Here is a 24,561-nt window from a genome sequence, read left to right as displayed (position 1 = left end):
TTTACAATTAAAAAATACAGACCATGAAGCGCTCCACCTGTTAAGGTGACAACCCAAGGGATTCAGCCCTTGCAGTCGATTTGATCGCTTCTGGATTGGCAATCAAACCTCGGCATTACATCCCCTCGATCATTTATTCGTGGTTCCAGTCCCTACAATGATTTACCTGAGTAATGCGCCTCTTCGTTTTTGCAACTTCAGTTACGAAATCAGCGTTATATAGGATTAACGATTTTATTAATTGTGTCAATAGTTTAAATATTAAAATTATTTGCTTGCAATAGGGCGAAATGGAAAAACCTATAACTCACGTTCAAACAATTCAATAATGGTTTGATATAATTTTTTTACTGTATATTCTTTAGTAGGTGTACTAAATATAGTGTCATCGCCCGCAATTGAACCTAAAATGCCTTCTGATTTACCAATTGAGTCAAGTAATCGAGCAATGAGTTGAGCGGCACCAGGGCTGGTTCTTATCACCACCATTGAACTATTGAAATCAATATCAATCACTAAATTTTTTAATGGACTACTCGTTGTGGGCACACTTATTTCTGCAGGTAAACAATAGACCATTTCGGATTTTGCATTGCGGGTTCTTACTGCACCAAATTTTGTTAGCATGCGTGAAACTTTAGATTGATTGATGTTATCAAATCCTTGTTCTTGTAGCGCTTGTACGATTTCTACTTGCGAACTAAACTTCTCTTGACGAAGCATCTCTTTAAACATTTTGGTGAGATTAGCTTGTTTCATAATGTTCCTTGGCTTTTAATTTGTTACTGTTTACTGCTAATAAATTGCTAATACATAATACATGTATTTATAAAACTTATAATAAATTTTACTTATTATTCAAACCAAAATAACTCCAGCTATTTTAAATAGCATTAGTAGCAATTATTAAATACATAATTATGCGTTAAATTTGCATAAAATTAAAGTTTTGATTTAATTGCATCCTTAGGGCGGAAAGACTTTATAACTTGTTCATGGGTTTCAATGTAAGGTCCTTCTAATAGTTGTATACAATAGGGGATGCTAGCAAAAATGCCACTAACAATGACATTGCCTTGGTTATCTTTAACCCCCTCAAGGGTTTCTTTTATTGATTTTGGCCTGCCTGGTAGGTTTATGATTAAACATTTTTTGCGAATAACACCAACTTGCCTTGATAAAATCGCTGTTGGTAAAAAATGTAAGCTGATTTGACGCATTTGCTCTCCATATCCAGGCATCATCCGATCAGCGATGGCGAGTGTCGCATCAGGTGTTACGTCTCTAATTGCAGGACCAGTACCTCCGGTGGTTAAAATTAAATGGCAATGTAGATTATCAACAAGCTCACATAATGTTTGTTCAATAATAGCTTGTTCATCAGGAATAACACGATTTTCGCTTACAAAAGGTGTTTTCAATGCAGTTTGTAACCATGAAACTAATGATGGAATTCCTTCATCTTGGTAAATGCCACTTGAAGCTCTATCTGATACTGAAACTAACCCAATTTTAAACATGCTACTTATTCCTTCAACGATAAAGGCACACAGCTTGAAAATTAAAACTACACTGTTTGTGCCCAACCAATAATAATATGCGCTATGATCTTACAATGATAATTTATTCGCATTGATATAAATAAAATTAAAAAGACCTTTACATTGATTGATTTTATTGTCAATTGATTTAACATGATATCATATTATTCAAATAGTAATTGATTCACTTAGGATATATTCATGCCATCAATTCCTGCACTTGAGCTAATATCACTCAAAAAAATTTATAAAAATGGTATAGAAGCATTAAAAGGTATCGATTTAACTGTGCAAGCTGGTGATTTTTATGCCTTGCTGGGACCAAATGGTGCTGGAAAGTCAACAACTATAGGCATTATTAGCTCATTAGTCACCAAAACAGCGGGACAAGTTAAAATTTTTGGTTATGATTTAGATAAAGATGTTGTCAATGCCAAAAGACAATTAGGGCTTGTACCGCAAGAATTTAATTTTAATCAATTTGAAGAAGTACTACAAATAGTTACTAATCAAGGTGGTTATTATGGCTTGCCCCGAAAATTAGCATTAGAGCGCGCTGAAAAGTATTTACGAATTTTAGATTTATGGGACAAACGCCACAGTCGAGCTACCATGTTATCCGGTGGCATGAAAAGGCGATTAATGATAGCCAGAGCGCTTGTGCATGAGCCTAAACTATTGATTCTTGATGAACCAACCGCAGGTGTTGATATTGAATTACGCCGTTCTATGTGGGATTTTTTACGTGAAATCAATCGGCAAGGTATCACAATTATTTTAACCACCCATTATTTAGAAGAAGCTGAAATGCTATGTCGAAATATCGGTATTATTCAGAGAGGTCAATTGATTGCGAACTCCTCAATGCGTGAGCTATTGGCCAAAAGCCAATCTGAAACAATTGTTATTGATTATGTCCCCACATCTGAGCCTATTAAATTACAAGGCTACAATTATTCTGATGTTGAAGCAGGAATGTTAGAAGTCAAAGTAGATAAGCAACATGGGTTAAACCAATTATTTGAACAACTAAATCAACAAAGTATTAAAGTGATTAGCGTACGAAATAAAGCAAATCGGTTAGAAGAGTTATTTGTTGATCTATTGCACAATGATACCAAACAGAAAGGTGATATTTGATGAATAATTTATATTGGATTGCCTTAAAAAGTATTTGGCGTAAAGAAGTGACACGATTTTTAAGAATTTGGGTTCAAACGCTAATTCCGCCCGTTATTACAATGTCTCTTTATTTTATCATCTTTGGTAATTTAATTGGCTCTCGTGTTGGTGACATGGGGGGATTTAGCTATATGGCATTTATTGTGCCGGGATTAATCATGATGTCAGTCATTACCAATTCTTATACCAATGTTTGTTCATCCTTTTTTAGCGCTAAATTTCAACATAACATTGAAGAATTATTGGTAGCACCTGTACCAACGCATATTCTTATTTTTGGGTATGTTGGTGGTGGCGTGATGCGTGGTATTTTAACCGGTATTTTAGTGACTATCGTATCACTATTTTTTGTTCGTTATGAAGTACATTCTTGGTTATTTGTTGTTTGTACATTACTATTGACTTCAATTCTGTTTTCATTAGCTGGCTTATTAAATGCGGTATTTGCCAAGACATTTGATGATATAAGCATTATTCCAACATTTGTATTAACGCCATTAACTTATCTTGGTGGTATTTTCTATTCTATTACTATGTTACCAGCCTTTTGGCAGTGGATTTCAAAAATTAATCCAATCGTTTATATGATTAACGGTTTTCGTTATGGATTTTTGGGCGTGACAGACGTGCCGTTATGGATAACGTTTTCAATGCTGATTTTGTTTGTTACCGTACTATATGTAATTGCATGGCGACTTATTGAAAGTGGGCGAGGGTTAAGAAGTTAAGAAGCATCGACAACGCGTGGTTAACCGCCGATATTATATCGGCGGAATAATAGCAGTTATTGTGCACCAGCAACGGCTTGTTTTGCCATTTCCGTAATTTTAGCAAAATCCCCTTTTGCAATGGCATCAGTAGGTATAAACCAAGTGCCACCGACGCAAAGTACATTATCAAGCGCAAGGTAATCGCGATAGTTTTTCGGGTTTACTCCCCCAGTTGGACAGAACTTCATATATCCACAAGGACCAGCAAAAGCTTTTAATGCTGCAACGCCACCATTGATTTCAGCTGGGAAGAATTTTAATGCTGTTAGACCATATTCTTGTGCTGTTAATAGTTCAGAAATAGTTGCAATACCAGGAATAACAGGGATAGGACCTTCAACCGCCGCTTTTAAAATAGCGTCAGTAATACCAGGAGTGATGACAAATTCAACGCCAGCTTCGGTGACTTGTTTTAGTTGTTCAACAGTTGTCACTGTTCCTGCACCAACCACAGCTTCAGGAACTTCTTTGATGATTTTCTTTATTGCGTCAATTGCGCAAGCTGTCCGTAACGTCACTTCCAGTACTTTTACTCCACCAGCAATTAGAGCTTTGGCTAGTGGTACAGCATCTTCAATCCGTTCAATAATAATAACCGGAACAACTGGTCCTATGGTTAAAATTTCTTCGGCGCTACTTTTCCAATTTTTCATTTATTTCTACCCAAACCTTATTGATACTTAAATAAAGCAATAATCCCTAATAGATAGGGATTATTTTGTTACTCATAAATGCCTAATTTCTTTTCTAAATAATGAATGTTGGTACCGCCTTTTTGGAAGCCTTCATCATTCATAATTTCAATATGAAGATCAATATTGGTTTTGATTCCATCAATCACTAGCTCTGCTAATGCATTTTTCATACGGGCAATGGCAACTTCGCGTGTTTCACCATAAGCAATTAATTTACCAATCATTGAGTCATAGTAAGGCGGGACAGTATAACCAGCATAAATATGTGATTCCCAACGAATGCCAAAGCCACCTGGCGCATGAAAGCGGGTAATTTTCCCTGGTGATGGCATAAATTTTTTCGGATCTTCAGCATTAATTCTGCATTCAATTGCATGACCTTTGATTTCAATATCGCTTTGTTTAATTGAGAGTGGTTCGCCTGCGGCGATTAATATTTGTTCTCTTATTAGGTCAACACCGGTTATCATTTCAGTAACAGGATGCTCTACTTGAATACGGGTATTCATTTCAATAAAATAAAACTCGCCATTTTCAAATAAGAATTCGAAGGTACCTGCACCACGATAACCGATCTCAATACATGCATTAACGCAACGCTCACCAATGAATTTACGCATTTTAGGTGTGATGCCAAGTGCTGGTGCTTCTTCCACCACTTTTTGATGACGTCTTTGCATTGAGCAATCTCGTTCACCTAAATAAACAGCATGGCCCTGACCATCAGAAAGTACTTGAATTTCGATATGACGTGGGTTCTCAAGGAATTTTTCCATGTAAACCATATCATTATTGAAAGCTGTTTTGGCTTCCAATTTGGTCATTTTGATGGATTGTTCAAGATCCTTTTCTTCCCGAACAATACGCATACCTCGTCCGCCACCGCCGCCAGAGGCTTTAATGATAACTGGATAGCCAATTTGCTTAGCGATTTGTTTATTGAGTTCAATATCACTACTTAAAGGACCATCTGAACCAGGTACACAAGGGACTCCTGCATTTTTCATGGCGTGAATTGCTGATACTTTATCACCCATTAGGCGAATAGTATCAGGTTTGGGCCCAATAAAAATAAAGCCAGACCGCTCAACTTGCTCAGCAAAGTCTGCATTTTCAGATAAAAAGCCATATCCAGGATGAATAGCCACTGCGCCAGTTACTTCTGCAGCCGAAATTAATGCTGGAACATTAAGGTAACTTTTTACTGAGGCTGCGGGACCAATACAGACCGTTTCGTCAGCAAGTAATACATGCTTTAAGTCTTTATCTGCCGAAGAATGAACAGCGACAGTTTTAATTCCAAGTTCTTTACATGCTCGTAAGATACGTAGAGCTATTTCTCCACGATTCGCAATAAGAATTTTATCCAGCATATTCAATCTCTTAATCGTATAGTCAATAATAAATAAATTCAGATTATTCAATAATGAATAGTGGCTGATCAAATTCAACTGGTTGACCATTTTCAACCAAGATGGCTTTTATTGTACCAGCTTTTTCTGACTCGATTTGGTTCATCATTTTCATCGCTTCAACGATACAAAGTACATCGCCAACATTTACTGTTTGACCAACTTCAACAAAAGCTTTTGATTCTGGACTTGGTGTACGATAAAAAGTTCCAACCATTGGGGATTTAATTGTTGTTCCATCAGTTGTAACAGTATTTGACACGACTTCTGTTTGAACACTTGGAGCCACAACAACAGGAGCTGATTGAGGAATTTGAATATTTTGTACAGGCGCCGAATAGTTTGTAGTAGGAACAGAACGACTGATTCGAACTGACTCTTCTCCTTCAGAAATTTCAAGTTCAGAAATACCTGACGCTTCAACTAATTCAATTAATTTTTTAATTTTGCGTATATCCATGAATTACACCGTGTTTATTTGATATAAGTAACAATTAATTATTTTAATGTAATCTTATTATTGGCTAAAACTGTTCTTTTGACCAATAATAAGGTTGTAACTTAACATTAACGCAAAAGAATACACTGTAAAACTGAATTTGTCATTATATATCTCCTTTATAAAACACTTGTTATACTATTTTCTAGGTATTATTTTATAATTGCGATACAATAGTAAGCTTCATTTACTATTGAAGTGGCTATGGTTTGAGAGGATTAAATAATATTCTATTTAGTTGGGTAAAGTGGAGAATATATTTTTTTGATTCCATGGTTTGTTTTTAAATACTAAAATATACTTAAACAAGATTAATTCTAGGAAGAGTTTTTATTATGTTAAAAAAAGTTCGTGGCTTGTTTTCAAATGATTTATCGATCGATTTAGGTACAGCAAATACACTTATTTATGTTAAAGGGCAAGGTATCGTTTTAAACGAACCTTCAGTTGTAGCGATTCGCCAAGATCATCGCACAGGCACACCTAAAAGTGTTGCTGCTGTTGGGCATGCTGCGAAACTGATGTTAGGGCGAACGCCTGGTAATATTGCAGCCATTCGACCAATGAAAGATGGCGTTATTGCAGACTTTTCAGTTACTGAAAAGATGTTACAACACTTTATTCGTCAAGTCCATAGTCATAGCTTTTTAAGACCAAGCCCTCGCGTACTTGTTTGTGTTCCTGTAGGCGCTACACAAGTTGAACGTCGAGCCATCCGAGAGTCTGCATTAGGCGCTGGTGCCCGTGAAGTATATTTAATTGAAGAGCCAATGGCAGCAGCTATCGGCGCTGATTTACCAGTATCTGCACCAACAGGTTCAATGGTAGTTGATATTGGTGGTGGAACTACAGAAGTGGCTGTTATTTCATTAAACGGTGTTGTGTATTCTGCATCTGCACGTATTGGTGGAGACCGATTTGATGAAGCAATTATTAACTATGTTCGTCGTAATTATGGTGCATTAATTGGTGAGGCAACGGCTGAAAAAATCAAACATTTCATCGGTAGTGCTTATCCTGGTGATGAAGTACTTGAAATTGAAGTTCGTGGTCGTAATCTTGCGGAAGGCGTACCGCGTAGCTTTACTATAAATTCTAATGAAATTTTAGAAGCGCTGCAAGAACCATTAAGTGGCATTGTTAGTGCGGTTAAAGTTGCTTTAGAACAGTGTCCTCCTGAGTTAGCTTCTGATATTTCAGAACATGGTATGGTTTTAACAGGCGGAGGTGCTTTATTACGTAATATTGATAAATTATTAGCAGCTGAAACCGGTATCCATGTTGTTGTTGCTGAAGATCCACTAACATGTGTTGCAAGAGGTGGTGGAAAAGCGTTAGATATGGTTGATATGCATAGTGGTGATCTATTTAGTGAAGAATAAATAATAGTTACCTTTATTTGTTAGTTAGTTTCATAATAATGAAGCGATTATTAAGTAAACATTTCATATTTTCCGCCGACATTGTCGGCGAATTCATTTCTTGAAATAATTAGATCTTAAAACATAAAACAGGTAAGTACTGGACAATGAAATTACTTTTTTCTAAGCGTTCGCCTCTCAGTGTACAATTATTTACTTCTTTGGCGCTAGCCGTTGCTCTAATTGTATTAGATATCAATTATCGTCCATTTAAAGAAATTCGTTATTATTTAGATACTATTATTTCTCCACTATATTATGTTTCGAATGCGCCAAAGTCGTCGTTTGATTCTCTTTACGAGATGTCAAAAACGCGAGAAACTTTAATAAATGAAAATACAAAATTGCATGCAGACTTATTACAACAAAAAAACGATCTATTATTGCTTGAGCATTTAAAACATGAAAACACTAGACTTCGCGAATTATTAGGTTCCCCATTAAGGCATGATGAACACAAAATGGCTGTGCAAGTATTACTTGCTGATACAGATCCTTATGCATATCAATTTGTTGTCAATAAAGGCAAGCAAGATGGTGTTTATGTTGGGCAACCTGTAGTTGACGAAAAAGGAATAGTAGGGCAAATTTATGAAACCGCTCTATCAACCAGCCGTGCAATTTTAGTGTGTGATTATCAACATGCAATACCAGTACAAGTACTAAGGAATGATATTGGCATGGTTGCTGTGGGGAATGGCTGTAGTAATGATTTAACATTAGAGTTTATGCCTAGTAACGTTGATATAAAAGTCGGTGATGTTTTAGTGACTTCGGGACTTGATGGTCGTTTTCCGGAAGGATATCCTGTAGCCGTAGTCAGTTCAGTAAAACTTGATATTACTGATTCAACCCCTATTATTTCAGCAACACCAACAGCAGATCTGAAGAGTTTACGTTATTTATTGTTATTGTGGGGAAATCAGGGAGTAAAACATGAGGAGCCGTAATCGAATATTGATTATCTGGGTAATACTATTAATTGGCTTATGTTTACAAATTATTCCTTGGCCACCTTCATATAACGTATTTAAACCACATTTGCTAATCCTTATTTTTGCTTATTGGTTGATAGCGCTTCCTCATCGGGTTGGAATTGGTACCGCTTTTGTATTTGGCGTGATGATGGATCTGTGTTCTGGTTCAATCTTGGGGATCCATGCTTTTATTTATTCATTTATTGCTTATTTACTTGTTTTTAATTTCCAATTGATACGTAATTTAGCGTTATGGCAACAGTCGTTTATCATCTTTGCGATTTCGATATGTTATAATTTACTGGTATTTTTATTCCAAGTCAGTATTTATCATACTATAACGATATCACCATTGATTTTGCTATCAAGTTGTATTGATGGTTTATTATGGATTGTCATCTATCTATTTTTGCGGCTCATAAGACGAAGCTTTGCTATTAATTAAAAGGAAATCTTATGTCTGTTGAATTATTAATGAATGTAACGCCATCTGAAACTCGAGTTGCTTATATTGAAGATGGTGTTTTGCAAGAAATCCATGTTGATCGTGAATCTAGGCGTGGTATTGTTGGAAATATCTATAAAGGCAAAGTCATTCGTATTTTACCGGGAATGCAAGCTGCCTTTGTAGATATTGGGCTTGAGAAAGCGGCCTTCTTACATGCATCAGATATTATGCCTCATACTGAGTGCGTATCAGATACTGAACAAGAACAATTTCAAGTAAAAGATATCTCTGAACTTGTTCGTCAAGGGCAGGACTTAATGGTGCAAGTGGTTAAAGATCCATTAGGAACCAAAGGGGCTAGACTTACAACCGATATTACTTTGCCATCACGTTATTTAGTATTAATGCCTGGACCAAATTCTGCACATGTGGCAACTTCGCAGCGTATAGAAAGCGAACAAGAGCGGGAAAGGTTAAAAAATATTGTTCAGCAATATGTGACAGCCGAAGGTGGTTTTATTGTTAGAACGGCAGCAGAAGGTGCGAATGCTTATGAGTTAGAGCAAGATGCCAATTTCTTAAAACGACTTTGGGCTAAAATTCAAGAACGTATGGCTCGTCCGGTAAGTAAAAATCTAGTTTATGGTGAATTGGCATTATCACAACGTGTATTACGTGATTTTGTTGGTGATCCCATAGAGCGAATCTTGGTGGATTCGAAACTAACTTATGATTTATTGGTTGAGTTTACGCAAGAATTTATGCCCGAAGTGACCAGTAAATTATCACATTATCGTGGTAATATACCGATTTTCGATCTTTATGATACTGAAAACGAGATACAAAGAGCATTAGATCGTAAAGTCAAATTGAAGTCAGGTGGATATTTAATTATTGATCAAACTGAAGCCATGACAACAATTGATATTAATACCGGGGCATTTGTTGGACATCGAAATTTAGAAGAAACGATTTTTAATACTAATATTGAAGCAACTATTGCTATTGCTCGCCAGTTACGATTACGTAATTTAGGCGGTATTATTATTATCGACTTTATTGATATGCAAGAGGAATTGCATCGAGAGCGGGTGTTACAATCGCTCCAAGATTCTTTATCTAAAGATAGAGCTAGAACGACTGTTAATTTATTTTCGACTTTAGGTTTGGTCGAAATGACTCGCAAACGAACACGCGAAAGTATTGGGCATATTTTGTGCGAAGAATGTCCAGCATGTAAAGGCCGTGGTATGGTCAAATCGGTAGAAACAGTTTGCAATGAAATTTTACGTGAAATAGTTCGTGTTTATAAAGCCCATCACTCAGAGTACTTTTTAGTTTATGCCTCAGCCGCTGTGGCTAATGCTTTAACTAATGATGAGTCTCATGCTTTAGCTGAAGTTGAGGTGTTTGTGGGGAAACGTGTTGAAGTAAAAGTTGAACCACTTTATATTCAAGAACAATACGATGTAGTGTTAATGTAATGGACACTATTTTGTAAAAAAGTTTCAGGAAACTATGCGTTTTAGTATAAAAATGATGAAAGCTAAAAAATCATTATGTTCGAGTTTTTAATCGATCATCAAGAAGGCTAGCATCCACAATTAAAATTTAAGGAACTTATGATACTAACTCAAGTGAGTGAACGATTGCTCAATCCAAATAATCTAAGCCAACAAGATCTTCTGCATTTGCTTGATATACTGAGTTCAAGGAGAATTGATTTTGGTGATTTATATTTCTTATCTGGTTATTATGAAAGTTGGTTACTTGAGGACGGTATTATAAAAAATGCCTCGTTCCATCGTGATCAAGGCGTTGGTGTTAGGGCTGTTGTGGGTGAAAAAACCGGCTTTGCCTATACTGATCAGCTTTCATTAGCGCGTTTGGAACAAAGTGTATTAGCAGCAAATTCAATTACTAAACTACAAACCCCCATAGCGGTGACGCCATTTAAATCTACTCAAACAGTACCAATATATCCATCAATAAATCCGATTAATTCGTTTTTTCAAGAGCAGAAAATTGCGTTGTTGCAGCAAGTTGATAAGTTAGCGCGCTCAATTGACCCAAGCGTTATTGAAGTATCAGCTAGCTTAACGGGTAGTTACGAAGACATTTTAATTGCAGCTACTGATGGTACATTAAGTGCCGATATTCGCCCTTTGGTTCGTTTGTCGGTTTCAGTTCTGGTTGAAAAAGAGGGTAAACGTGAGCGAGGAAGTAGTGGTGGTGGTGGTCGATTTGGATATGAATATTTTTTAACAATCAACCCTAAAACGTCAGAAAGTTATGCTGATAGTTATACTCGAGAAGCCGTGCGTCAGGCACTCGTTTCTCTTTCCGCTAAAGCTGCACCTGCTGGTACAATGCCTGTTGTTTTAGGTGCTGGTTGGCCAGGTGTTTTGTTACATGAAGCTGTAGGACATGGTTTAGAGGGTGATTTTAACCGTAAAAATAGTTCAGTATTTTCCGGAAAAATTGGAGAGCAAGTCACCTCAGAAGTTTGTACTATTGTCGATGATGGCACGATTGAAAATCGGCGTGGTTCAATCTCAATCGATGATGAAGGCACACCAAGTCAAAGAACTGTGCTCATTGAAAATGGTATCCTAAAAGGATATATGTTTGATAAACTTAATGCCAAATTAATGAACATGCACTCAACCGGTAATGGGCGCCGTGAAGGATACACCTGTTTACCTATGCCAAGAATGACTAATACTTATATGTTAGCAGGGAAGTCCTCTTTCGACGAAATTATTAGCAGTGTTGATTACGGACTTTATGCTCCTAATTTTGCTGGCGGGCAAGTGGATATCACTTCTGGTAAGTTTGTTTTTTCGGCGTCAGAGGCTTATTTGATTGAAAAAGGTAAAATAACAACGCCGGTAAAAGGTGCAACACTAATCGGTTCAGGTATTGAAACTATGCAACAAGTATCAATGGTGGGAAATGACCTTAAGCTAGATTCTGGTGTTGGTATTTGTGGTAAAGCAGGTCAGAGTGTGCCTGTTGGGGTTGGTCAACCCACTTTGAAAGTGAACAATTTAACAGTTGGTGGTACCATTAACCACTAATAACGATACATTAATGGGATTTAAGAATAGATGGAAACAATAATTACACTTTATCATGCGTTTGTTAATTTGGATATTGCAACGCTTTCAAATCCTAATGTGCTATGGACACTATATGGCATGTTGTTTGTTATTATCCTTCTAGAAAATGGGGTATTACCAGCAGCTTTTTTACCTGGTGATAGTTTACTGTTTTTAACAGGGGTTTTAATTAGTCTTGATGTTTTTCATTTTGGTTTAATTAATCTTATTTTAATTGTAGGTGCAGCTTTAGGTACTTGGTTAGGTTATGCACAAGGACTGTGGCTTGGTAGTACCAAACTTGTACAGGGTTGGATGGCGAATATACCGGAAAAATATCATCATAAATCTGAAGTATTATTTCATAAGTATGGATTACAAGCACTATTTATTGGTCGATTTATTGCTTTTGTACGTACATTATTACCAATGATGGCAGGTTTATCAGGGCTACATAGCCGAAAATTCCATATTTATAATTTGATCAGTGCGACATTATGGATTTCCTTGATAGTGACATTAGGTTATCTGTTTGGGTTATCACCAATTTTTAAAGAATATGAAAAGCAGATAATGTCTCTTCTAATGTTAATACCTGTCTTTTTATTGGTGTCAGGTTTGATATTTTCAGTTTTGCTATCAGTTAAACGTTTATTCAATAATAAAACGCCATCAAAAACTGCATCAAACAGCAATGAGAAAAAAATAAGAAGTAAAAAGTGAAATTAACCGATAAGCCGGGTTCTGTCGTGGACAATCATTCCTCTAGGCTAATACTCACGCATTAGCTCAAGCAGTCTACCCGGATTCAACGCGGGCCGCGCTAATGAATCCCTATTTGACCTTGCTCCGAGTGGAGTTTACCATGCCACAGCTGTTACCAGTTGCGCGGTGTGCTCTTACCACACCCTTTCACCCTTACCTGATCTTATAAAATAAGCCATCGGCGGTTTACTTTCTGTTGCACTAGTCGTAAATTTTAGCTCTCGCTAAAATCCCCCAGGTGTTACCTGGCACTCTGCCCTATGGAGCCCGGACTTTCCTCCCCTTTGCCTGTCCTCTTTGAACAAAGAACAAAAACAAAGCAGCGATTGTCTAGTTAATTTCGCTGATGAGTATAACGTAATGTATAATTTTGTCCAGTATTGTATTTTCTTTTAATAGACTTATAAAAAAAATGTGGACAAAATTGCTAGGGAATAAAGTATCAATTAATAGGATAAAAGAAATTATCTAAATGGCACCGCATGATGATAGCGCTATATTACAGCGTATACATTGAACTACCATTTTTTCTGTTTGTGTTCCTCATCATAGTTAAACCAAGTTACTACTCCTTTTGAAATGATAACATCAAGTGTACCTTCAATAATATTGTATTGTGTTTCACCGATAATTATATGACTGGTTGAACTTTTTTTAATATATTTATATGTCCATTGTTTTTCATTTGAATTAATTTTTTTTCGGTTTGTTGGTTCGCCAAATAGGGTAATCATTTGTGATTCAGTCGTTGAACCTTCAACTATATTTCTTACCTTTTCTTTGTTTAGTGGGGTTCCTTGCTCTATAAAATTCTTTTGTGAGCAGCTTGATAATATTATCATTGGGAATAATGCGATAATAACTTTTTTTAAATTTTTCATTATATTGTTGCCTGCTAGTTAATACTTTTTATAGATAATAGCATATGTTGGGCAACGTTCAAGATGAACTAATATTTTTATTATTGAAAAATAAAGTAACTTTCAATCAAGCTAAAAGCATTTTTAATATTAAAAACATGGAAACTATTTGTTTCTATATGTTTCCATATTGTTATTTTAAAGTGATTTTTTATTACGGATTATTTTAAAATTTATTCTTTGCTCTGGCGTATTACACGCTTTATTGGTTGCTTTGTTCTCGAATTAATATAACGACTAGGCCAAATTTGGTGAGGCTCTAGATTTAGTGCTTTGGCAATAATGATCTCTCCTTTCGTCCATGGACGAACTAATGCATTGCTAAGTGTTGATGAGCTTAAACCTGATTGACGAGATAGATTTGCAAGCGTTGTACCTTTCTTTTTTAAGGCGGCGATAATGTCTGCTGGATGCCAATCATTAGACTTTTTTTTCATTTTTTATTTCCTCTTAGTTTATAACCTTGTATATCTATGTTATGCTCTAAAGTTACTAAAACGAGTAAGTTTGCAATTGAACTTGAATTATTAATAATTACATGTTTCTTATTTATTGTATCAAAGTTTCTTTGATTTCTATAATTTTTTCTTAATTGTGCTAAAATGGGATAGTGAAAATGAAAGAGTGGTTCTCATCAAAAGAGCTATCAAGTATTGCCGGGATGCCGTCAACGATACAAGGTGTTAATCGAAAAGCAAGAGCTGAAAATTGGATTGCACGAAAAAGAGCAGGTGTTCGAGGCAAAGCTTTAGAATATCATATAGATAGCTTACCACTTAATGTTAAAAAAGCATTATATGTTGAAGAAGAAAGTGCTAGTTATGTTGTTTCGCCGATAGAACCTTTACAACTTTGGATGACTGCATTTGAACAGTTATCCGTTGAAGAACAATCTATTGTTGCCTCATGGTTGATGCGAAACGGTATTAAAGATTTTATTACTTTTATTAATAAACAGAAAAAAGATAATTAGTGTTATTGTATAAGCTGCGCTATACTTTAACGCCCGTGAAATTTAGCTGCTATGGAATAAACAATGGAAAGTCAGTTTCAATTAACAAATAGTAAAGAAATTATTGCTTATTTAGCTCAAAAATTCCCGAATTGTTTTACCCTTGAAGGTGAAGCAAAACCATTAAAGATTGGAGTTTTTCAAGATATCCTTTCTCGTCTGGATGGTAATGAAGTACTTAGTAAAACTAAACTCCGTGCTGCACTACGTGCATATACCATGAGTTGGCGCTACTTGTATAGTATAAAAGAAGGGACTAACCGTATTGACTTGGATGGCAACCCTCATGAAGTCATCAATCGAGAACAGATGGAGCATGCTCAACAACAATTGAAAGAAAGTAAGGAAAAAGCTAAAAAACTCCTTAAAGATCGTACAAAAGAAAAACGTAAAACTATACGTGAGCCTTCTAAAAAGGCTAAAACTCTAAAAATTGGTGATTCTGTTAAAGTTGTAGTAGGTAAGAAACCTATAAAAGTACAAATAATTAATATTGAAAAAGAGCATATTAAAGTAAAGGTTGGTACAGGTATGGAATTAACGGTTAAACCTGAACTTATTATCAACAAGTAGAGAATTTGAATGAATAAATTACTGAAAGGTATTATTACAACTGGTCTTATTTTAGGTATTGTTAGTCAAAGTGTTCAGGCAAAGCCACAAGTTGGAGAACAAATACCTGTTTTGATGCAAGACGAGATTCACCAAGTTGTTGCTAAACGTGTAACCAATTTTTTTACCCAATCACATTATCGTAATTTTGCCTTAAATGGTGCTTTTTCTGCTCAGATTTTTGATCGCTATTTCAAATTATTAGACGGTAATAAATTCATATTTATTCAAAGTGATGTGGATAGCTTTCGAAACAGGCAAGAGTCTTTAGGTCAAGAATTAATTGATGGCAATTTAAAAACGGCTTATGACATTTATAATCTTTTTTTAAAAAAACGCTATAACCGTTATCAATATGCGCTTACAGTTTTACAGCGTCCTATGGATTTTTCTGTTAATGATGAAGTTGATTTTAATCGTGAAGAAATTGCATGGCCAATTTCTGAAGCCGAACTTGATGCCTATTGGAATAAACGCGTTAAATATGACGAACTAAGTTTATCTTTATCTGGGAAAAATGAAAAAGAGATTCGCGAGGTATTAACTAAACGTTATAATCGCGTTCTAAAGACTATCATACAATCAAATAATGAAGATGCGTTTCAGGTATTTATGAATGCATTTGCAAGAGAAATCGACCCCCACACTAGCTATTTAGCACCACGTAAAAAACGAGATTTTGATTCTGAAATGAGTTTATCATTTGAAGGTATTGGGGCAACATTAAGTCAACAAGACGACTATACCGTGATTATGTCTTTTGTCACTGGCGGACCTGCTGAAAAAAGTAAGCTGTTTTCTGTTGGCGATAAAATCATTGGCGTAGGTCAAAGTGATTCTGCAATTGAAGATGTTATCGGTTGGCGTTTAGATGATATTGTCGATAAAATTCGTGGACCAAAAGGGACTATAGTTAAGTTAGAAATTTTACCAGCAGGTAACAATAGTAAGGCCAAAGTCATTGAGCTTACTCGTGATAAAATTCATTTTGAAGATCGTGAAGCGAAATTGAAGATCATTGATAATCAGCGCGGTAAAGTAGGGGTTATTGAAATACCGAGTTTCTACATGGGATTAACCGAAAAAGTGGAATCTCTTTTATCGAAAGCGAATAAAGAAAATTTACAAGGTCTGGTTATTGATTTACGTGATAATGGTGGCGGTTCATTAGCCGAGGTTATTACTTTAACTGGTTTATTTATTGATAGTGGACCTGTTGTTCAAGTACGTGACAATTTGCAAAAAGTTATTACTTACGATGATAAAAATAAAGGTATCGAATATACCGGACCACTTGTTGTAATGGTTAATCGCTATAGTGCATCAGCATCAGAAATATTTTCTGCTGCTATGCAAGATTATGGGCGCGCATTAATTGTTGGTGAAACGACTTATGGTAAAGGAACTGTACAAACTTCTCGTAACATTTCTTATCCGGTTGATGCAAGATTACATCCTAATTGGCCTGAACTAGGCGGTGCTCAATACACTATTCAAAAGTTTTATCGTATCAATGGAGGTAGTACTCAATTAAAAGGTGTTGAGCCGGACATTGAAATGAATAAAGTTAAGTATGTTGATGAAACAGGTGAACGATTCTTAGATAATGCATTACCTTGGGATAAAATAGCATCAGCTGATTATTTGACTGTTGCCAATATTAAGCCGTTATTACCTGATTTAGAATCGCAACATTTAACTCGAATTTCACAGAATCCTGAATTTATTTATATTGATGAAGATATCAAAAGGCTTAATGATAAAAAAGATCGTCAATATATTGTTTCGCTTAATAAGAAAAAACGAGAAGCAGAACAAAAAACTAATGAAGAGCGTGGTTTAAAAAGAATGAATGAACGTTTAAATAAAGCTGGTTTACCATCAATCACTAAATTAGATGATTTACCTAAAGATTATAAACAACCTGATGCTTACTTGGATGAATCTATCGAGATATTACTTGATTTTGCGCCTAAATATCCCAGATTAAAAGGTAATAGCTCTATTAACGAGATTATCTCGTTTGATTCACCAATCGAACAGACTAATTAATAATAAAAAATAATTGGAGATAATAAAAATGTGTTCAAATTTAAAGTATGCTTTGATCACGACAGTTGGTATACTAGCTGTTTTAGCGACATTTGGTACCATTGTTTACATGAATTAAAAAAACTTGATTAATTGTTTGGTGATTATTATAGTATGCAGCCTGCTTGAAAAAAACAGGCTCTAATAATTAGGTGAGGTGTCCGAGTGGTTGAAGGAGCACGCCTGGAAAGTGTGTATACGGCAACGTATCAAGGGTTCGAATCCCTTCCTCACCGCCATAAATATTTAGTCATTGAAGGATAGAACCATCAGGTTCCGCATTACTGCAGGAACTAACTATTAGAGTTACTTTAACAAAATGTAATTAAAGTTAGTTACCTAAAATGACAAGCAATACCTTCCTCTCCTCGATCATTTGGAGCCATTATGGAAAACTTACACACAGTTCAGGACTTTATACGTTGGACAGCATCACAAATTAGTCTATCAGATGTCTTTTTAGGTCATGGTACAGATAATCCTATTGATGAATCTAAACAATTAATTTTAGCAACGTTAGGGTTATCGTTGTTTATTCCTTCGGAGTTTTATTCTGCAAATCTGACTAATGAAGAAAAAAATCAACTTTTTGATGTTATTCAAAAACGAATTAAAGATCGTGTACCAACCCCTTATTTAACTAATCAAGCTTGGTTTTGTGGCCATTCTTTTTACGTTGATGAACGTGTATTAATTCCTCGTTCTCCTATTGGTGAACTCATTAATAACCATTTTGAACAGCTAATATTCGCTGAACCTAAAAATATTTTAGATTTGTGCACAGGCAGTGGTTGTATTGGTATTGCTTGTGCTTATGAGTTTGCTGATGCTCAAGTTGATATCACCGATATTTCATTAGAAGCATTAGATATTGCAAAAACAAATATTGAAATGCACGAAATGGATTTTCGAGTTACACCTATTTTGTCAGATCTATTTAATGATGTGCCTGTAAAACAATATGACCTAATTGTCACAAATCCACCTTACGTTGATAGTGAAGATATGAGTGATTTGCCAGATGAGTTTTTATATGAACCTAAATTAGCATTAGAGGCGGGCTTCGATGGTTTAGATTTGGTAAAAACAATTTTACGAGATGCGATAGATTATTTAGCTCCAGCGGGTATATTAGTTTGTGAAGTTGGTAATAGCTGGATTAGCTTACAGCAACAATATCCAGATGTCCCATTTAATTGGATTGAATTTAAGTATGGTGGTCTGGGCGTGTTTGCAATCACTCGTGAAGAGTTGATTCAATATCATTACTGTTTTAAATAAGCTGCTTTCAATAATTGGAATAAATTTATTATGGCTGGAAACTCAATCGGAAAATTATTCAAAGTGACCACTTTTGGTGAATCACACGGCGTAGCATTAGGGTGTATTGTCGATGGCGTTCCACCTGGACTTGCATTAACTGAATCAGATATGCAACATGACCTTGACCGTCGTAGACCCGGCTCATCTCGTTATACTACTCAACGCCGAGAAGCCGATCGAGTCAAAATCTTATCAGGTGTATTTGAAGGTGTGACAACAGGGACAAGTATTGGATTACTTATTGAAAACACCGATCAACGTTCTCAAGATTATAGCAAAATTAAAGATATCTTTAGACCAAGCCATGCAGATTATACTTACCAAAATAAATATGGCATACGCGATTATCGTGGCGGCGGTCGTTCTTCTGCTCGTGAAACTGCCATGCGCGTTGCCGCTGGCGCGATTGCAAAAAAATATCTGCAAGAAAAGCTTGGTATAACCATTCGTGGTTATTTGGCTCAGATGGGCGATGTAAAATGCGAATTAAAAGATTGGCAACAAGTTGAACAAAATCCATTTTTTTGTGCTGATGAAAGCCAATTAGAGGCACTTGATCAGTTGCTCAGGTCACTGAAAAAAGAGGGTGACTCAATTGGCGCTAAAGTCTGTATTGTTGCCGAGCATGTTCCAGTAGGTTTTGGTGAACCCGTATTTGACAAATTAGATGCTGAACTTGCGCATGCGTTAATGAGTATTAATGCAGTGAAGGGCGTTGAAATTGGTGATGGTTATGCGGTTGTTAATAAACGAGGCAGTGAAAATCGAGATGAAATAACCAAGCAAGGTTTTTTATCTAACCATGCTGGCGGTATTTTAGGGGGTATTAGCTCAGGACAAACGATATTAGCCAGTATCGCCTTAAAGCCAACACCAAGCATTGAAATTGCTGGACAATCAATTAATATCTATGGCGAGACCGTTGAAGTATCGACCCATGGTCGACATGATCCATGTGTAGGAATACGAGCCGTACCTATCGCTGAAGCGATGGTTGCTATAGTGCTAATGGATCATTATCTTCGCTATCGCGCTCAATGTAATGATGTCAATTCGCTATGAGTGATGAGTTACTTATCTTACTGTTTACTATTGCTATTTTAGCGGGTTTTATTGATTCAATTGCAGGTGGCGGTGGTTTATTAACCGTACCTGCTTTACTTGCGGTTGGACTGCCGCCAGCCAGTGCTTTGGCGACTAATAAATTACAAAGCTGTGGTGGTTCATTTTCTGCTAGTTTATATTTTATTCGTCAGCGAATGGTCGATTTAAAGCAGCAAAAGTGTTCAATCATGTGTGCTTTTGTTGGATCGGCAGTTGGAACATTGTCGGTTATGCATGTCCAAGCTGATTTTTTAAAGCTATTACTGCCTATTTTAACCATTGGCGTGGGTCTTTATTTTTTGCTTTCTCCAACCATCGGTGCAAACGATCGTAAAAGTCGCTTTTCACTTATCCAATTTGCACTAATACCAGCTTTGGCAATTGGTTTTTATGATGGATTTTTTGGGCCTGGCGCGGGTTCATTTTATGCGTTAGCCTATATCACACTGGCTGGCTTTAATTTAACTAAAGCGACAGCACATACCAAAGTGTTAAACTTCACTTCAAATTTAGCTGGTTTACTGTTTTTTATTGTTGGTGGTGAAGTGATATGGTCAATTGGGCTGGTCATGTTAGTTGGTCAATTTATAGGTGCAAGACTTGGTGCTAAGATGGTCATTGCTAAAGGACGCAAATTAATCAGACCCATGCTAATTACTGTTTCTACGCTTATGAGTATAAAATTAATTTACGAAAACTTCTTTTAATTGCCCACCATTTTAATCATTAATATTTATTTTTCATCACTATTTTACAATAGCACAACAAAATCGTTGTTAAAAACTTTCAGGAAAGTATGTGTTTGAGTATAAAAAGATAACAATTATTTACTTCACTTAAATATGATTTAGTATATATTTGTGTTAAGCAAGATAGTTTGTGTTAAGGCATTAACTGATATCATGAAACTTCAACAATTACGTTATATTTTAGAAATTGCACGTTCAGGCTCAATTAATGAAGCAGCTAAAAATTTGTACATTACACAACCGAGTTTATCAACGGCGGTAAAAGATTTAGAAGCTGAATTTGGTATTGAGATTTTTGTACGTACCTCCAAAGGCGTTTCACTTTCGACTGATGGTGTTGAGTTTTTAGGTTATGCTAAACAAGTCTTAGATCAGGCTGAGCTATTGGAACAACATTATTCAAAAAAAGTACCTTCTAAGCAGCTATGTAGTATATCTACCCAACATTATGCTTTTGCAGTTAATGCTTTTGTTAATTTAATTAAAAAAAATCATACAGATGAATACGAGTTTACGCTTAGGGAAACAAGAACATACGATATTATCAGCGATGTAGCCAATTTACGAAGTGAGGTTGGTATCTTATATTTGACTGATTTTAATCAAAAGGTGATTTTGCGATTACTGAAAGAACATCGTTTAACCTTTAATCCACTTTTTGAAGCTCATCCTCATGTATTTATTAGTGCTCATCATCCATTAGCTGTGATGAAATCATTAACTTTAGTTGATTTAGATGATTATCCTTATCTCTCTTTCGAGCAGGGGGAGTATAATTCGTTTTATTTTTCAGAAGAGATTTTAAGTACGGTTTATCATAAAAAGAGTATTCATGTGAGCGATAGGGCAACTTTGTTTAACCTATTACATGGACTTAATGGTTATACCATTAGTACAGGGATTTTAAGTACTGATTTAAATGGTTCTGATATTTTATCAATACCATTAAATGTCGAAGAAAAGATCCTAATTGGTTGGATAACATCACAAAAAGTCCAATTAAGTATATCTGCCCAAAATTATATTGAGGCGTTAAAAAAACTAATCCAAGAAGAGTATGGTTTTGAACTCAAATAAATCCTGTCGTTAACTAAATAAATCAAATTGCTATTTTTATAAATTTCTGTATAATTGTGCAGTTCATATATTCACTATATGAATACCGAGGAGTGTCTGAATTAGAGATCGGTCATTCCATATTTTATATTTATTTTAAGAGGTTTATCATGTCTCTAACTGTAGAAGCTAAAGCGAAAATCGTTGCCGAATATGGTCGTGGCACTAATGACACAGGTTCAACTGAAGTTCAAGTTGCTCTTTTAACTGCGCGTATTAATGATTTACAAGGTCATTTTTCTGAGCACAAAAAAGATCATCATAGCCGTCGTGGTTTATTACGTATGGTGTCTAGCCGACGTAAATTATTAGATTATTTACGTCGTAAAGATATCGAACGTTATAACCAATTGATTAAAAAACTCGGTTTACGTCGCTAATTTATAATCTACTTGAAAAGAGGCTTAGGCCTCTTTTTCGTTGTGAAAAATCGATGCTCTGATATAATACTGAGCTTAAAAAATTAATATTTTATGTAAGTCAACAAAGTTAAGATTATATCTCATGTTTCGCGCGACTAATGAGAGCTCTATAATTTATAGATTTGTCATTAGTCGTGACAGTGAAATAATCTTTTTGTTGAATATATCCCCACATTGTTGAAGAGAATATCAATACGCGCAGCATAATGCTTTGTCCTGTCGAAATATCAAACTTCAACATAATAAATAACAAGAGGAAATTATTTTGTTTAATCCGACATACCAAAAATTTCAATATGGTCGTCATACTGTGACTTTAGAAACAGGTATTATGGCCCGTCAAGCAACTGCTGCAGTTATGGTTAATATGGATGATACTGCTGTATTTGTCACTGTTGTTGCCAATAAGAAAGTAAAAGAAGGTCAAGACTTTTTCCCATTAACGGTTAATTACCAAGAACGTACCTATGCTGCAGGGCGTATTCCCGGCGGATTTTTTAAACGTGAAGGTCGCCCAAGTGAAGGCGAAACCCTAATTGCACGTTTAATTGACCGACCACTTCGTCCATTATTCCCGGAAGGATTTGTTAATGAAATCCAAATTATTGCAACCGTGGTTTCAGTAAATCCTGATGTGAGCCCAGACTTAGTTGCTATGATAGGTGCTTCTGCTGCGCTTTGCTTATCGGGTGTGCCATTCCATGGCCCTATCGGTGCTGCGCGTGTTGGTTTTATTAATAATGAATTTGTATTAAATCCATCTGTAATAGAACTTGCTACAAGTCGTTTAGATTTAGTGGTTGCTGGAACTAAAAGTGCAGTATTAATGGTTGAATCTGAAGCTGATTTACTTACTGAAGATCAAATGTTAGCGGCAGTGGTATTTGGTCATGAGCAACAACAAGTTGTTATTGATAATATTAATGAATTTGTAAAAAAAGCCAATTGCGAAAAATGGGATTGGGTAGCACCAGCTAAAAACGAAGTATTATATAATGCCATTGTTGAACTCGCTAAAGAGCGCTTAGGTGAAGCTTATCGTATAACCGAAAAGCAAGCTCGTTATGCGAAAATTGATTTAATCAAAGAAGAAGTATTAGCAGCATTAAAAGAACAAAATGAAGAAGTTGATGAAAACGAAGTGCTTAATATTATCGTCGATTTAGAAAGCCAAATTGTTCGTAAGCGTGTTATTGCAGGCGAACCTCGTATTGATGGTCGCGAAAAAGATATGATTCGTGCACTTGATATCCGTACGGGTGTTTTACCAAGAACGCATGGTAGTGCACTATTTACACGTGGCGAAACACAAGCATTAGTCACCGCAACATTAGGTACAGAACGTGATGCACAAATCATTGATGAACTAACGGGTGAATATACTGAGCGTTTCTTACTTCATTACAATTTTCCTCCATATTCTGTTGGTGAAACAGGTATGGTAGGTTCACCAAAACGTCGTGAAATTGGTCATGGACGTTTAGCTAAACGCGGTGTTGCGGCAGTAATGCCAAGTCGTGAAGAGTTTCCATACACTGTTCGAGTGGTATCAGAAATTACCGAATCAAATGGTTCATCTTCGATGGCTTCTGTTTGTGGCGCTTCACTTGCGCTTATGGATGCTGGCGTGCCAATTAAATCATCTGTTGCTGGTATTGCTATGGGGCTGGTCAAAGAAGGCGATCAGTTTGTGGTATTGTCAGATATTCTTGGTGACGAAGACCACCTTGGCGATATGGACTTTAAAGTAGCCGGTACGCGTGAAGGCGTTAGTGCATTACAAATGGATATCAAAATTGAAGGTATCACTAAAGAAATTATGCAAGTAGCGCTTAATCAAGCAAAAGGTGCACGTTTACACATTTTAGGTGTAATGGAACAAGCAATTAATAAACCTCGCCAAGAAATTTCGGAATTTGCACCACGTATTTATACAATGAACGTAAATCCTGATAAGATTCGCGATATCATCGGTAAAGGCGGTGCAACAATTCGAGCCTTAACTGAAGAAACAGGCACAACTATTGAAATTACTGATGATGGCACAGTTAAGATTGCGGCTTCAGATGGTAATAAAGCGAAAGATGCCATGGCACGTATTACTAATTTAGTTGCTGATGTCGAAATTGGTAAAATTTATACAGGTAAAGTAACGAGAATTGTTGATTTTGGTGCATTTGTATCTGTGATTGGTGGAAAAGAAGGGCTTGTGCATGTTTCTCAAATAGCTGATCATCGAGTCGAAAAAGTGATTGATTATTTAAAAGTTGGTCAAGAAGTAAAAGTTAAAGTACTAGAAATTGATCGCCAAGGCAGAATCCGTTTGAGTATGAAAGATGCTGTTGAGCAGTCAGACGAAGTTGCTCCAACTGCAGAATAAAAATCTTATTCACTAGGGGAA

Annotated in this window: 25 protein-coding genes, 1 tRNA gene, 1 other RNA gene and 1 riboswitch; of the genes, 19 read left to right on the top strand and 8 right to left on the bottom strand. The window is 36.0% G+C overall.

The annotated features are described in order from the left end of the window. Window positions 1-18: 18 nt before the first annotated feature. Window positions 19-192, bottom strand: a riboswitch (Lysine riboswitch). A 108-nt stretch (window positions 193-300) separates the two neighbouring features. Together argR and mog are read right to left on the bottom strand one after the other, a co-directional pair. Beyond that, window positions 301-759 (bottom strand): transcriptional regulator ArgR, encoded by a 459-nt coding sequence (argR, locus tag A9G22_RS10160; RefSeq protein ID WP_065586876.1) that lies wholly within the window; start codon window positions 757-759, stop codon window positions 301-303. 182 nt (window positions 760-941) lie between these two features. Next, window positions 942-1,520: a molybdopterin adenylyltransferase gene (gene mog, locus A9G22_RS10155; RefSeq protein ID WP_075508826.1), complete on the bottom strand. Its 579-nt coding sequence runs from the start codon at window positions 1,518-1,520 to the stop codon at window positions 942-944. Between the two features lie 222 nt (window positions 1,521-1,742). Between mog and A9G22_RS10150 the strand changes: the two genes are divergently transcribed. Together A9G22_RS10150 and A9G22_RS10145 are read left to right on the top strand one after the other, a co-directional pair. Then, window positions 1,743-2,681: an ABC transporter ATP-binding protein gene (locus A9G22_RS10150; RefSeq protein ID WP_065586874.1), complete on the top strand. Its 939-nt coding sequence runs from the start codon at window positions 1,743-1,745 to the stop codon at window positions 2,679-2,681. Beyond that, window positions 2,681-3,451: an ABC transporter permease gene (locus A9G22_RS10145; RefSeq protein WP_065586873.1), complete on the top strand. Its 771-nt coding sequence runs from the start codon at window positions 2,681-2,683 to the stop codon at window positions 3,449-3,451. Before A9G22_RS10150 ends, A9G22_RS10145 begins: the two co-directional genes overlap by 1 nt. Window positions 3,452-3,507: 56 nt before the next feature. On the opposite strand, the gene A9G22_RS10140 is transcribed toward A9G22_RS10145, so the two are convergent. The 3 genes from A9G22_RS10140 to accB form a co-directional block, all read right to left on the bottom strand. Next, complete coding sequence (locus tag A9G22_RS10140) at window positions 3,508-4,146, bottom strand: bifunctional 4-hydroxy-2-oxoglutarate aldolase/2-dehydro-3-deoxy-phosphogluconate aldolase (protein ID WP_065586872.1); 639 nt, start codon at window positions 4,144-4,146, stop codon at window positions 3,508-3,510. 68 nt (window positions 4,147-4,214) lie between these two features. After that, complete coding sequence (gene accC, locus A9G22_RS10135) at window positions 4,215-5,561, bottom strand: acetyl-CoA carboxylase biotin carboxylase subunit (protein ID WP_065586871.1); 1,347 nt, start codon at window positions 5,559-5,561, stop codon at window positions 4,215-4,217. 43 nt (window positions 5,562-5,604) lie between these two features. Then, on the bottom strand, window positions 5,605-6,060 hold the full coding sequence (gene accB / locus A9G22_RS10130; RefSeq protein WP_065586870.1) for an acetyl-CoA carboxylase biotin carboxyl carrier protein: 456 nt from the start codon (window positions 6,058-6,060) through the stop codon (window positions 5,605-5,607). 374 nt (window positions 6,061-6,434) lie between these two features. On the opposite strand from accB, the gene A9G22_RS10125 reads away from it, so the two are divergent. From A9G22_RS10125 to A9G22_RS10100, 6 genes are all read left to right on the top strand, one after another. Then, window positions 6,435-7,481 (top strand): rod shape-determining protein, encoded by a 1,047-nt coding sequence (locus A9G22_RS10125; RefSeq protein ID WP_065586869.1) that lies wholly within the window; start codon window positions 6,435-6,437, stop codon window positions 7,479-7,481. A gap of 146 nt (window positions 7,482-7,627) precedes the next feature. After that, window positions 7,628-8,470, top strand: coding sequence for a rod shape-determining protein MreC (gene mreC / locus A9G22_RS10120; RefSeq protein ID WP_065586868.1), 843 nt, complete (start codon window positions 7,628-7,630; stop codon window positions 8,468-8,470). After that, a complete protein-coding gene (mreD, locus tag A9G22_RS10115) occupies window positions 8,457-8,942 on the top strand; it encodes a rod shape-determining protein MreD (protein ID WP_065586867.1) in 486 nt (161 codons plus the stop codon). Before mreC ends, mreD begins: the two co-directional genes overlap by 14 nt. An 11-nt stretch (window positions 8,943-8,953) precedes the next feature. After that, window positions 8,954-10,429, top strand: a complete 1,476-nt coding sequence (gene rng, locus A9G22_RS10110) for a ribonuclease G (protein WP_065586866.1) — start codon at window positions 8,954-8,956, stop codon at window positions 10,427-10,429. A 138-nt stretch (window positions 10,430-10,567) separates the two neighbouring features. After that, window positions 10,568-12,025: a metalloprotease TldD gene (gene tldD / locus A9G22_RS10105; RefSeq protein ID WP_065586865.1), complete on the top strand. Its 1,458-nt coding sequence runs from the start codon at window positions 10,568-10,570 to the stop codon at window positions 12,023-12,025. A gap of 30 nt (window positions 12,026-12,055) precedes the next feature. Continuing rightward, on the top strand, window positions 12,056-12,769 hold the full coding sequence (locus A9G22_RS10100) for a DedA family protein (protein WP_065586864.1): 714 nt from the start codon (window positions 12,056-12,058) through the stop codon (window positions 12,767-12,769). On the opposite strand, the gene rnpB is transcribed toward A9G22_RS10100, so the two are convergent. The 3 genes from rnpB to A9G22_RS10085 all read right to left on the bottom strand — a co-directional run bounded on the left by rnpB (window position 12,764) and on the right by A9G22_RS10085 (window position 14,168). Continuing rightward, an RNA gene (rnpB, locus tag A9G22_RS10095) (RNase P RNA component class A) lies at window positions 12,764-13,153 on the bottom strand. The two genes, A9G22_RS10100 and rnpB, sit on opposite strands and share 6 nt — an antisense overlap. Before the next feature lie 176 nt (window positions 13,154-13,329). Then, on the bottom strand, window positions 13,330-13,692 hold the full coding sequence (locus tag A9G22_RS10090; protein WP_065586863.1) for a hypothetical protein: 363 nt from the start codon (window positions 13,690-13,692) through the stop codon (window positions 13,330-13,332). A gap of 212 nt (window positions 13,693-13,904) precedes the next feature. Then, a complete protein-coding gene (locus A9G22_RS10085; RefSeq protein WP_065586862.1) occupies window positions 13,905-14,168 on the bottom strand; it encodes a helix-turn-helix domain-containing protein in 264 nt (87 codons plus the stop codon). 179 nt (window positions 14,169-14,347) lie between these two features. Between A9G22_RS10085 and A9G22_RS10080 the strand changes: the two genes are divergently transcribed. From A9G22_RS10080 to pnp, 11 genes are all read left to right on the top strand, one after another. After that, window positions 14,348-14,704 (top strand): DNA-binding protein, encoded by a 357-nt coding sequence (locus tag A9G22_RS10080; RefSeq protein ID WP_065586861.1) that lies wholly within the window; start codon window positions 14,348-14,350, stop codon window positions 14,702-14,704. Window positions 14,705-14,767: 63 nt separating this feature from the next. Then, window positions 14,768-15,316, top strand: coding sequence for an RNA chaperone ProQ (proQ, locus tag A9G22_RS10075; protein WP_075508825.1), 549 nt, complete (start codon window positions 14,768-14,770; stop codon window positions 15,314-15,316). Window positions 15,317-15,325: 9 nt separating this feature from the next. Further along, window positions 15,326-17,407: a carboxy terminal-processing peptidase gene (gene prc, locus A9G22_RS10070; protein WP_075508824.1), complete on the top strand. Its 2,082-nt coding sequence runs from the start codon at window positions 15,326-15,328 to the stop codon at window positions 17,405-17,407. A 28-nt stretch (window positions 17,408-17,435) separates the two neighbouring features. Beyond that, window positions 17,436-17,525, top strand: a complete 90-nt coding sequence (gene cydH / locus A9G22_RS11875) for a cytochrome bd-I oxidase subunit CydH (protein ID WP_141670047.1) — start codon at window positions 17,436-17,438, stop codon at window positions 17,523-17,525. Between the two features lie 72 nt (window positions 17,526-17,597). Continuing rightward, a tRNA-Ser gene (locus A9G22_RS10065) sits at window positions 17,598-17,685 on the top strand. 148 nt (window positions 17,686-17,833) lie between these two features. Further along, window positions 17,834-18,727, top strand: coding sequence for a 50S ribosomal protein L3 N(5)-glutamine methyltransferase (gene prmB / locus A9G22_RS10060; RefSeq protein WP_065586858.1), 894 nt, complete (start codon window positions 17,834-17,836; stop codon window positions 18,725-18,727). Between the two features lie 30 nt (window positions 18,728-18,757). After that, window positions 18,758-19,831, top strand: a complete 1,074-nt coding sequence (gene aroC, locus A9G22_RS10055; RefSeq protein WP_075508823.1) for a chorismate synthase — start codon at window positions 18,758-18,760, stop codon at window positions 19,829-19,831. Next, window positions 19,828-20,580: a TSUP family transporter gene (locus A9G22_RS10050; protein WP_075508822.1), complete on the top strand. Its 753-nt coding sequence runs from the start codon at window positions 19,828-19,830 to the stop codon at window positions 20,578-20,580. Before aroC ends, A9G22_RS10050 begins: the two co-directional genes overlap by 4 nt. 195 nt (window positions 20,581-20,775) lie before the next feature. Further along, a complete protein-coding gene (locus tag A9G22_RS10045; RefSeq protein WP_075508821.1) occupies window positions 20,776-21,699 on the top strand; it encodes a LysR family transcriptional regulator in 924 nt (307 codons plus the stop codon). Between the two features lie 149 nt (window positions 21,700-21,848). Continuing rightward, on the top strand, window positions 21,849-22,118 hold the full coding sequence (gene rpsO, locus A9G22_RS10040; protein WP_034909676.1) for a 30S ribosomal protein S15: 270 nt from the start codon (window positions 21,849-21,851) through the stop codon (window positions 22,116-22,118). A 307-nt stretch (window positions 22,119-22,425) separates the two neighbouring features. After that, the gene (gene pnp, locus A9G22_RS10035; protein WP_075508820.1) at window positions 22,426-24,540 is read left to right on the top strand and encodes a polyribonucleotide nucleotidyltransferase; all 2,115 of its coding nucleotides are present in this window, start codon (window positions 22,426-22,428) and stop codon (window positions 24,538-24,540) included. Window positions 24,541-24,561: the final 21 nt, after the last annotated feature.

Source organism: Gilliamella sp. App2-1 (assembly GCF_001690255.1).
In the GTDB taxonomy this organism is placed as follows: domain Bacteria; phylum Pseudomonadota; class Gammaproteobacteria; order Enterobacterales; family Orbaceae; genus Gilliamella; species Gilliamella apicola_G.
Note: the sequence above shows the minus strand (reverse complement) of the source record. Positions and strands in the feature narration are given on the sequence as shown.

Excerpts from the sequence above, each read along its gene's own strand:
- argR (WP_065586876.1), bottom strand. The coding sequence starts at position 759 with ATGAAACAAGCTAATCTCACCAAAATGTTTAAAGAGATGCTTCGTCAA.
- mog (WP_075508826.1), bottom strand. The coding sequence starts at position 1,520 with ATGTTTAAAATTGGGTTAGTTTCAGTATCAGATAGAGCTTCAAGTGGC.
- A9G22_RS10150 (WP_065586874.1), top strand. The coding sequence starts at position 1,743 with ATGCCATCAATTCCTGCACTTGAGCTAATATCACTCAAAAAAATTTAT.
- A9G22_RS10145 (WP_065586873.1), top strand. The coding sequence starts at position 2,681 with ATGAATAATTTATATTGGATTGCCTTAAAAAGTATTTGGCGTAAAGAA.
- A9G22_RS10140 (WP_065586872.1), bottom strand. The coding sequence starts at position 4,146 with ATGAAAAATTGGAAAAGTAGCGCCGAAGAAATTTTAACCATAGGACCA.
- accC (WP_065586871.1), bottom strand. The coding sequence starts at position 5,561 with ATGCTGGATAAAATTCTTATTGCGAATCGTGGAGAAATAGCTCTACGT.
- accB (WP_065586870.1), bottom strand. The coding sequence starts at position 6,060 with ATGGATATACGCAAAATTAAAAAATTAATTGAATTAGTTGAAGCGTCA.
- A9G22_RS10125 (WP_065586869.1), top strand. The coding sequence starts at position 6,435 with ATGTTAAAAAAAGTTCGTGGCTTGTTTTCAAATGATTTATCGATCGAT.
- mreC (WP_065586868.1), top strand. The coding sequence starts at position 7,628 with ATGAAATTACTTTTTTCTAAGCGTTCGCCTCTCAGTGTACAATTATTT.
- mreD (WP_065586867.1), top strand. The coding sequence starts at position 8,457 with ATGAGGAGCCGTAATCGAATATTGATTATCTGGGTAATACTATTAATT.
- rng (WP_065586866.1), top strand. The coding sequence starts at position 8,954 with ATGTCTGTTGAATTATTAATGAATGTAACGCCATCTGAAACTCGAGTT.
- tldD (WP_065586865.1), top strand. The coding sequence starts at position 10,568 with ATGATACTAACTCAAGTGAGTGAACGATTGCTCAATCCAAATAATCTA.
- A9G22_RS10100 (WP_065586864.1), top strand. The coding sequence starts at position 12,056 with ATGGAAACAATAATTACACTTTATCATGCGTTTGTTAATTTGGATATT.
- A9G22_RS10090 (WP_065586863.1), bottom strand. The coding sequence starts at position 13,692 with ATGAAAAATTTAAAAAAAGTTATTATCGCATTATTCCCAATGATAATA.
- A9G22_RS10085 (WP_065586862.1), bottom strand. The coding sequence starts at position 14,168 with ATGAAAAAAAAGTCTAATGATTGGCATCCAGCAGACATTATCGCCGCC.
- A9G22_RS10080 (WP_065586861.1), top strand. The coding sequence starts at position 14,348 with ATGAAAGAGTGGTTCTCATCAAAAGAGCTATCAAGTATTGCCGGGATG.
- proQ (WP_075508825.1), top strand. The coding sequence starts at position 14,768 with ATGGAAAGTCAGTTTCAATTAACAAATAGTAAAGAAATTATTGCTTAT.
- prc (WP_075508824.1), top strand. The coding sequence starts at position 15,326 with ATGAATAAATTACTGAAAGGTATTATTACAACTGGTCTTATTTTAGGT.
- cydH (WP_141670047.1), top strand. The coding sequence starts at position 17,436 with ATGTGTTCAAATTTAAAGTATGCTTTGATCACGACAGTTGGTATACTA.
- prmB (WP_065586858.1), top strand. The coding sequence starts at position 17,834 with ATGGAAAACTTACACACAGTTCAGGACTTTATACGTTGGACAGCATCA.
- aroC (WP_075508823.1), top strand. The coding sequence starts at position 18,758 with ATGGCTGGAAACTCAATCGGAAAATTATTCAAAGTGACCACTTTTGGT.
- A9G22_RS10050 (WP_075508822.1), top strand. The coding sequence starts at position 19,828 with ATGAGTGATGAGTTACTTATCTTACTGTTTACTATTGCTATTTTAGCG.
- A9G22_RS10045 (WP_075508821.1), top strand. The coding sequence starts at position 20,776 with ATGAAACTTCAACAATTACGTTATATTTTAGAAATTGCACGTTCAGGC.
- rpsO (WP_034909676.1), top strand. The coding sequence starts at position 21,849 with ATGTCTCTAACTGTAGAAGCTAAAGCGAAAATCGTTGCCGAATATGGT.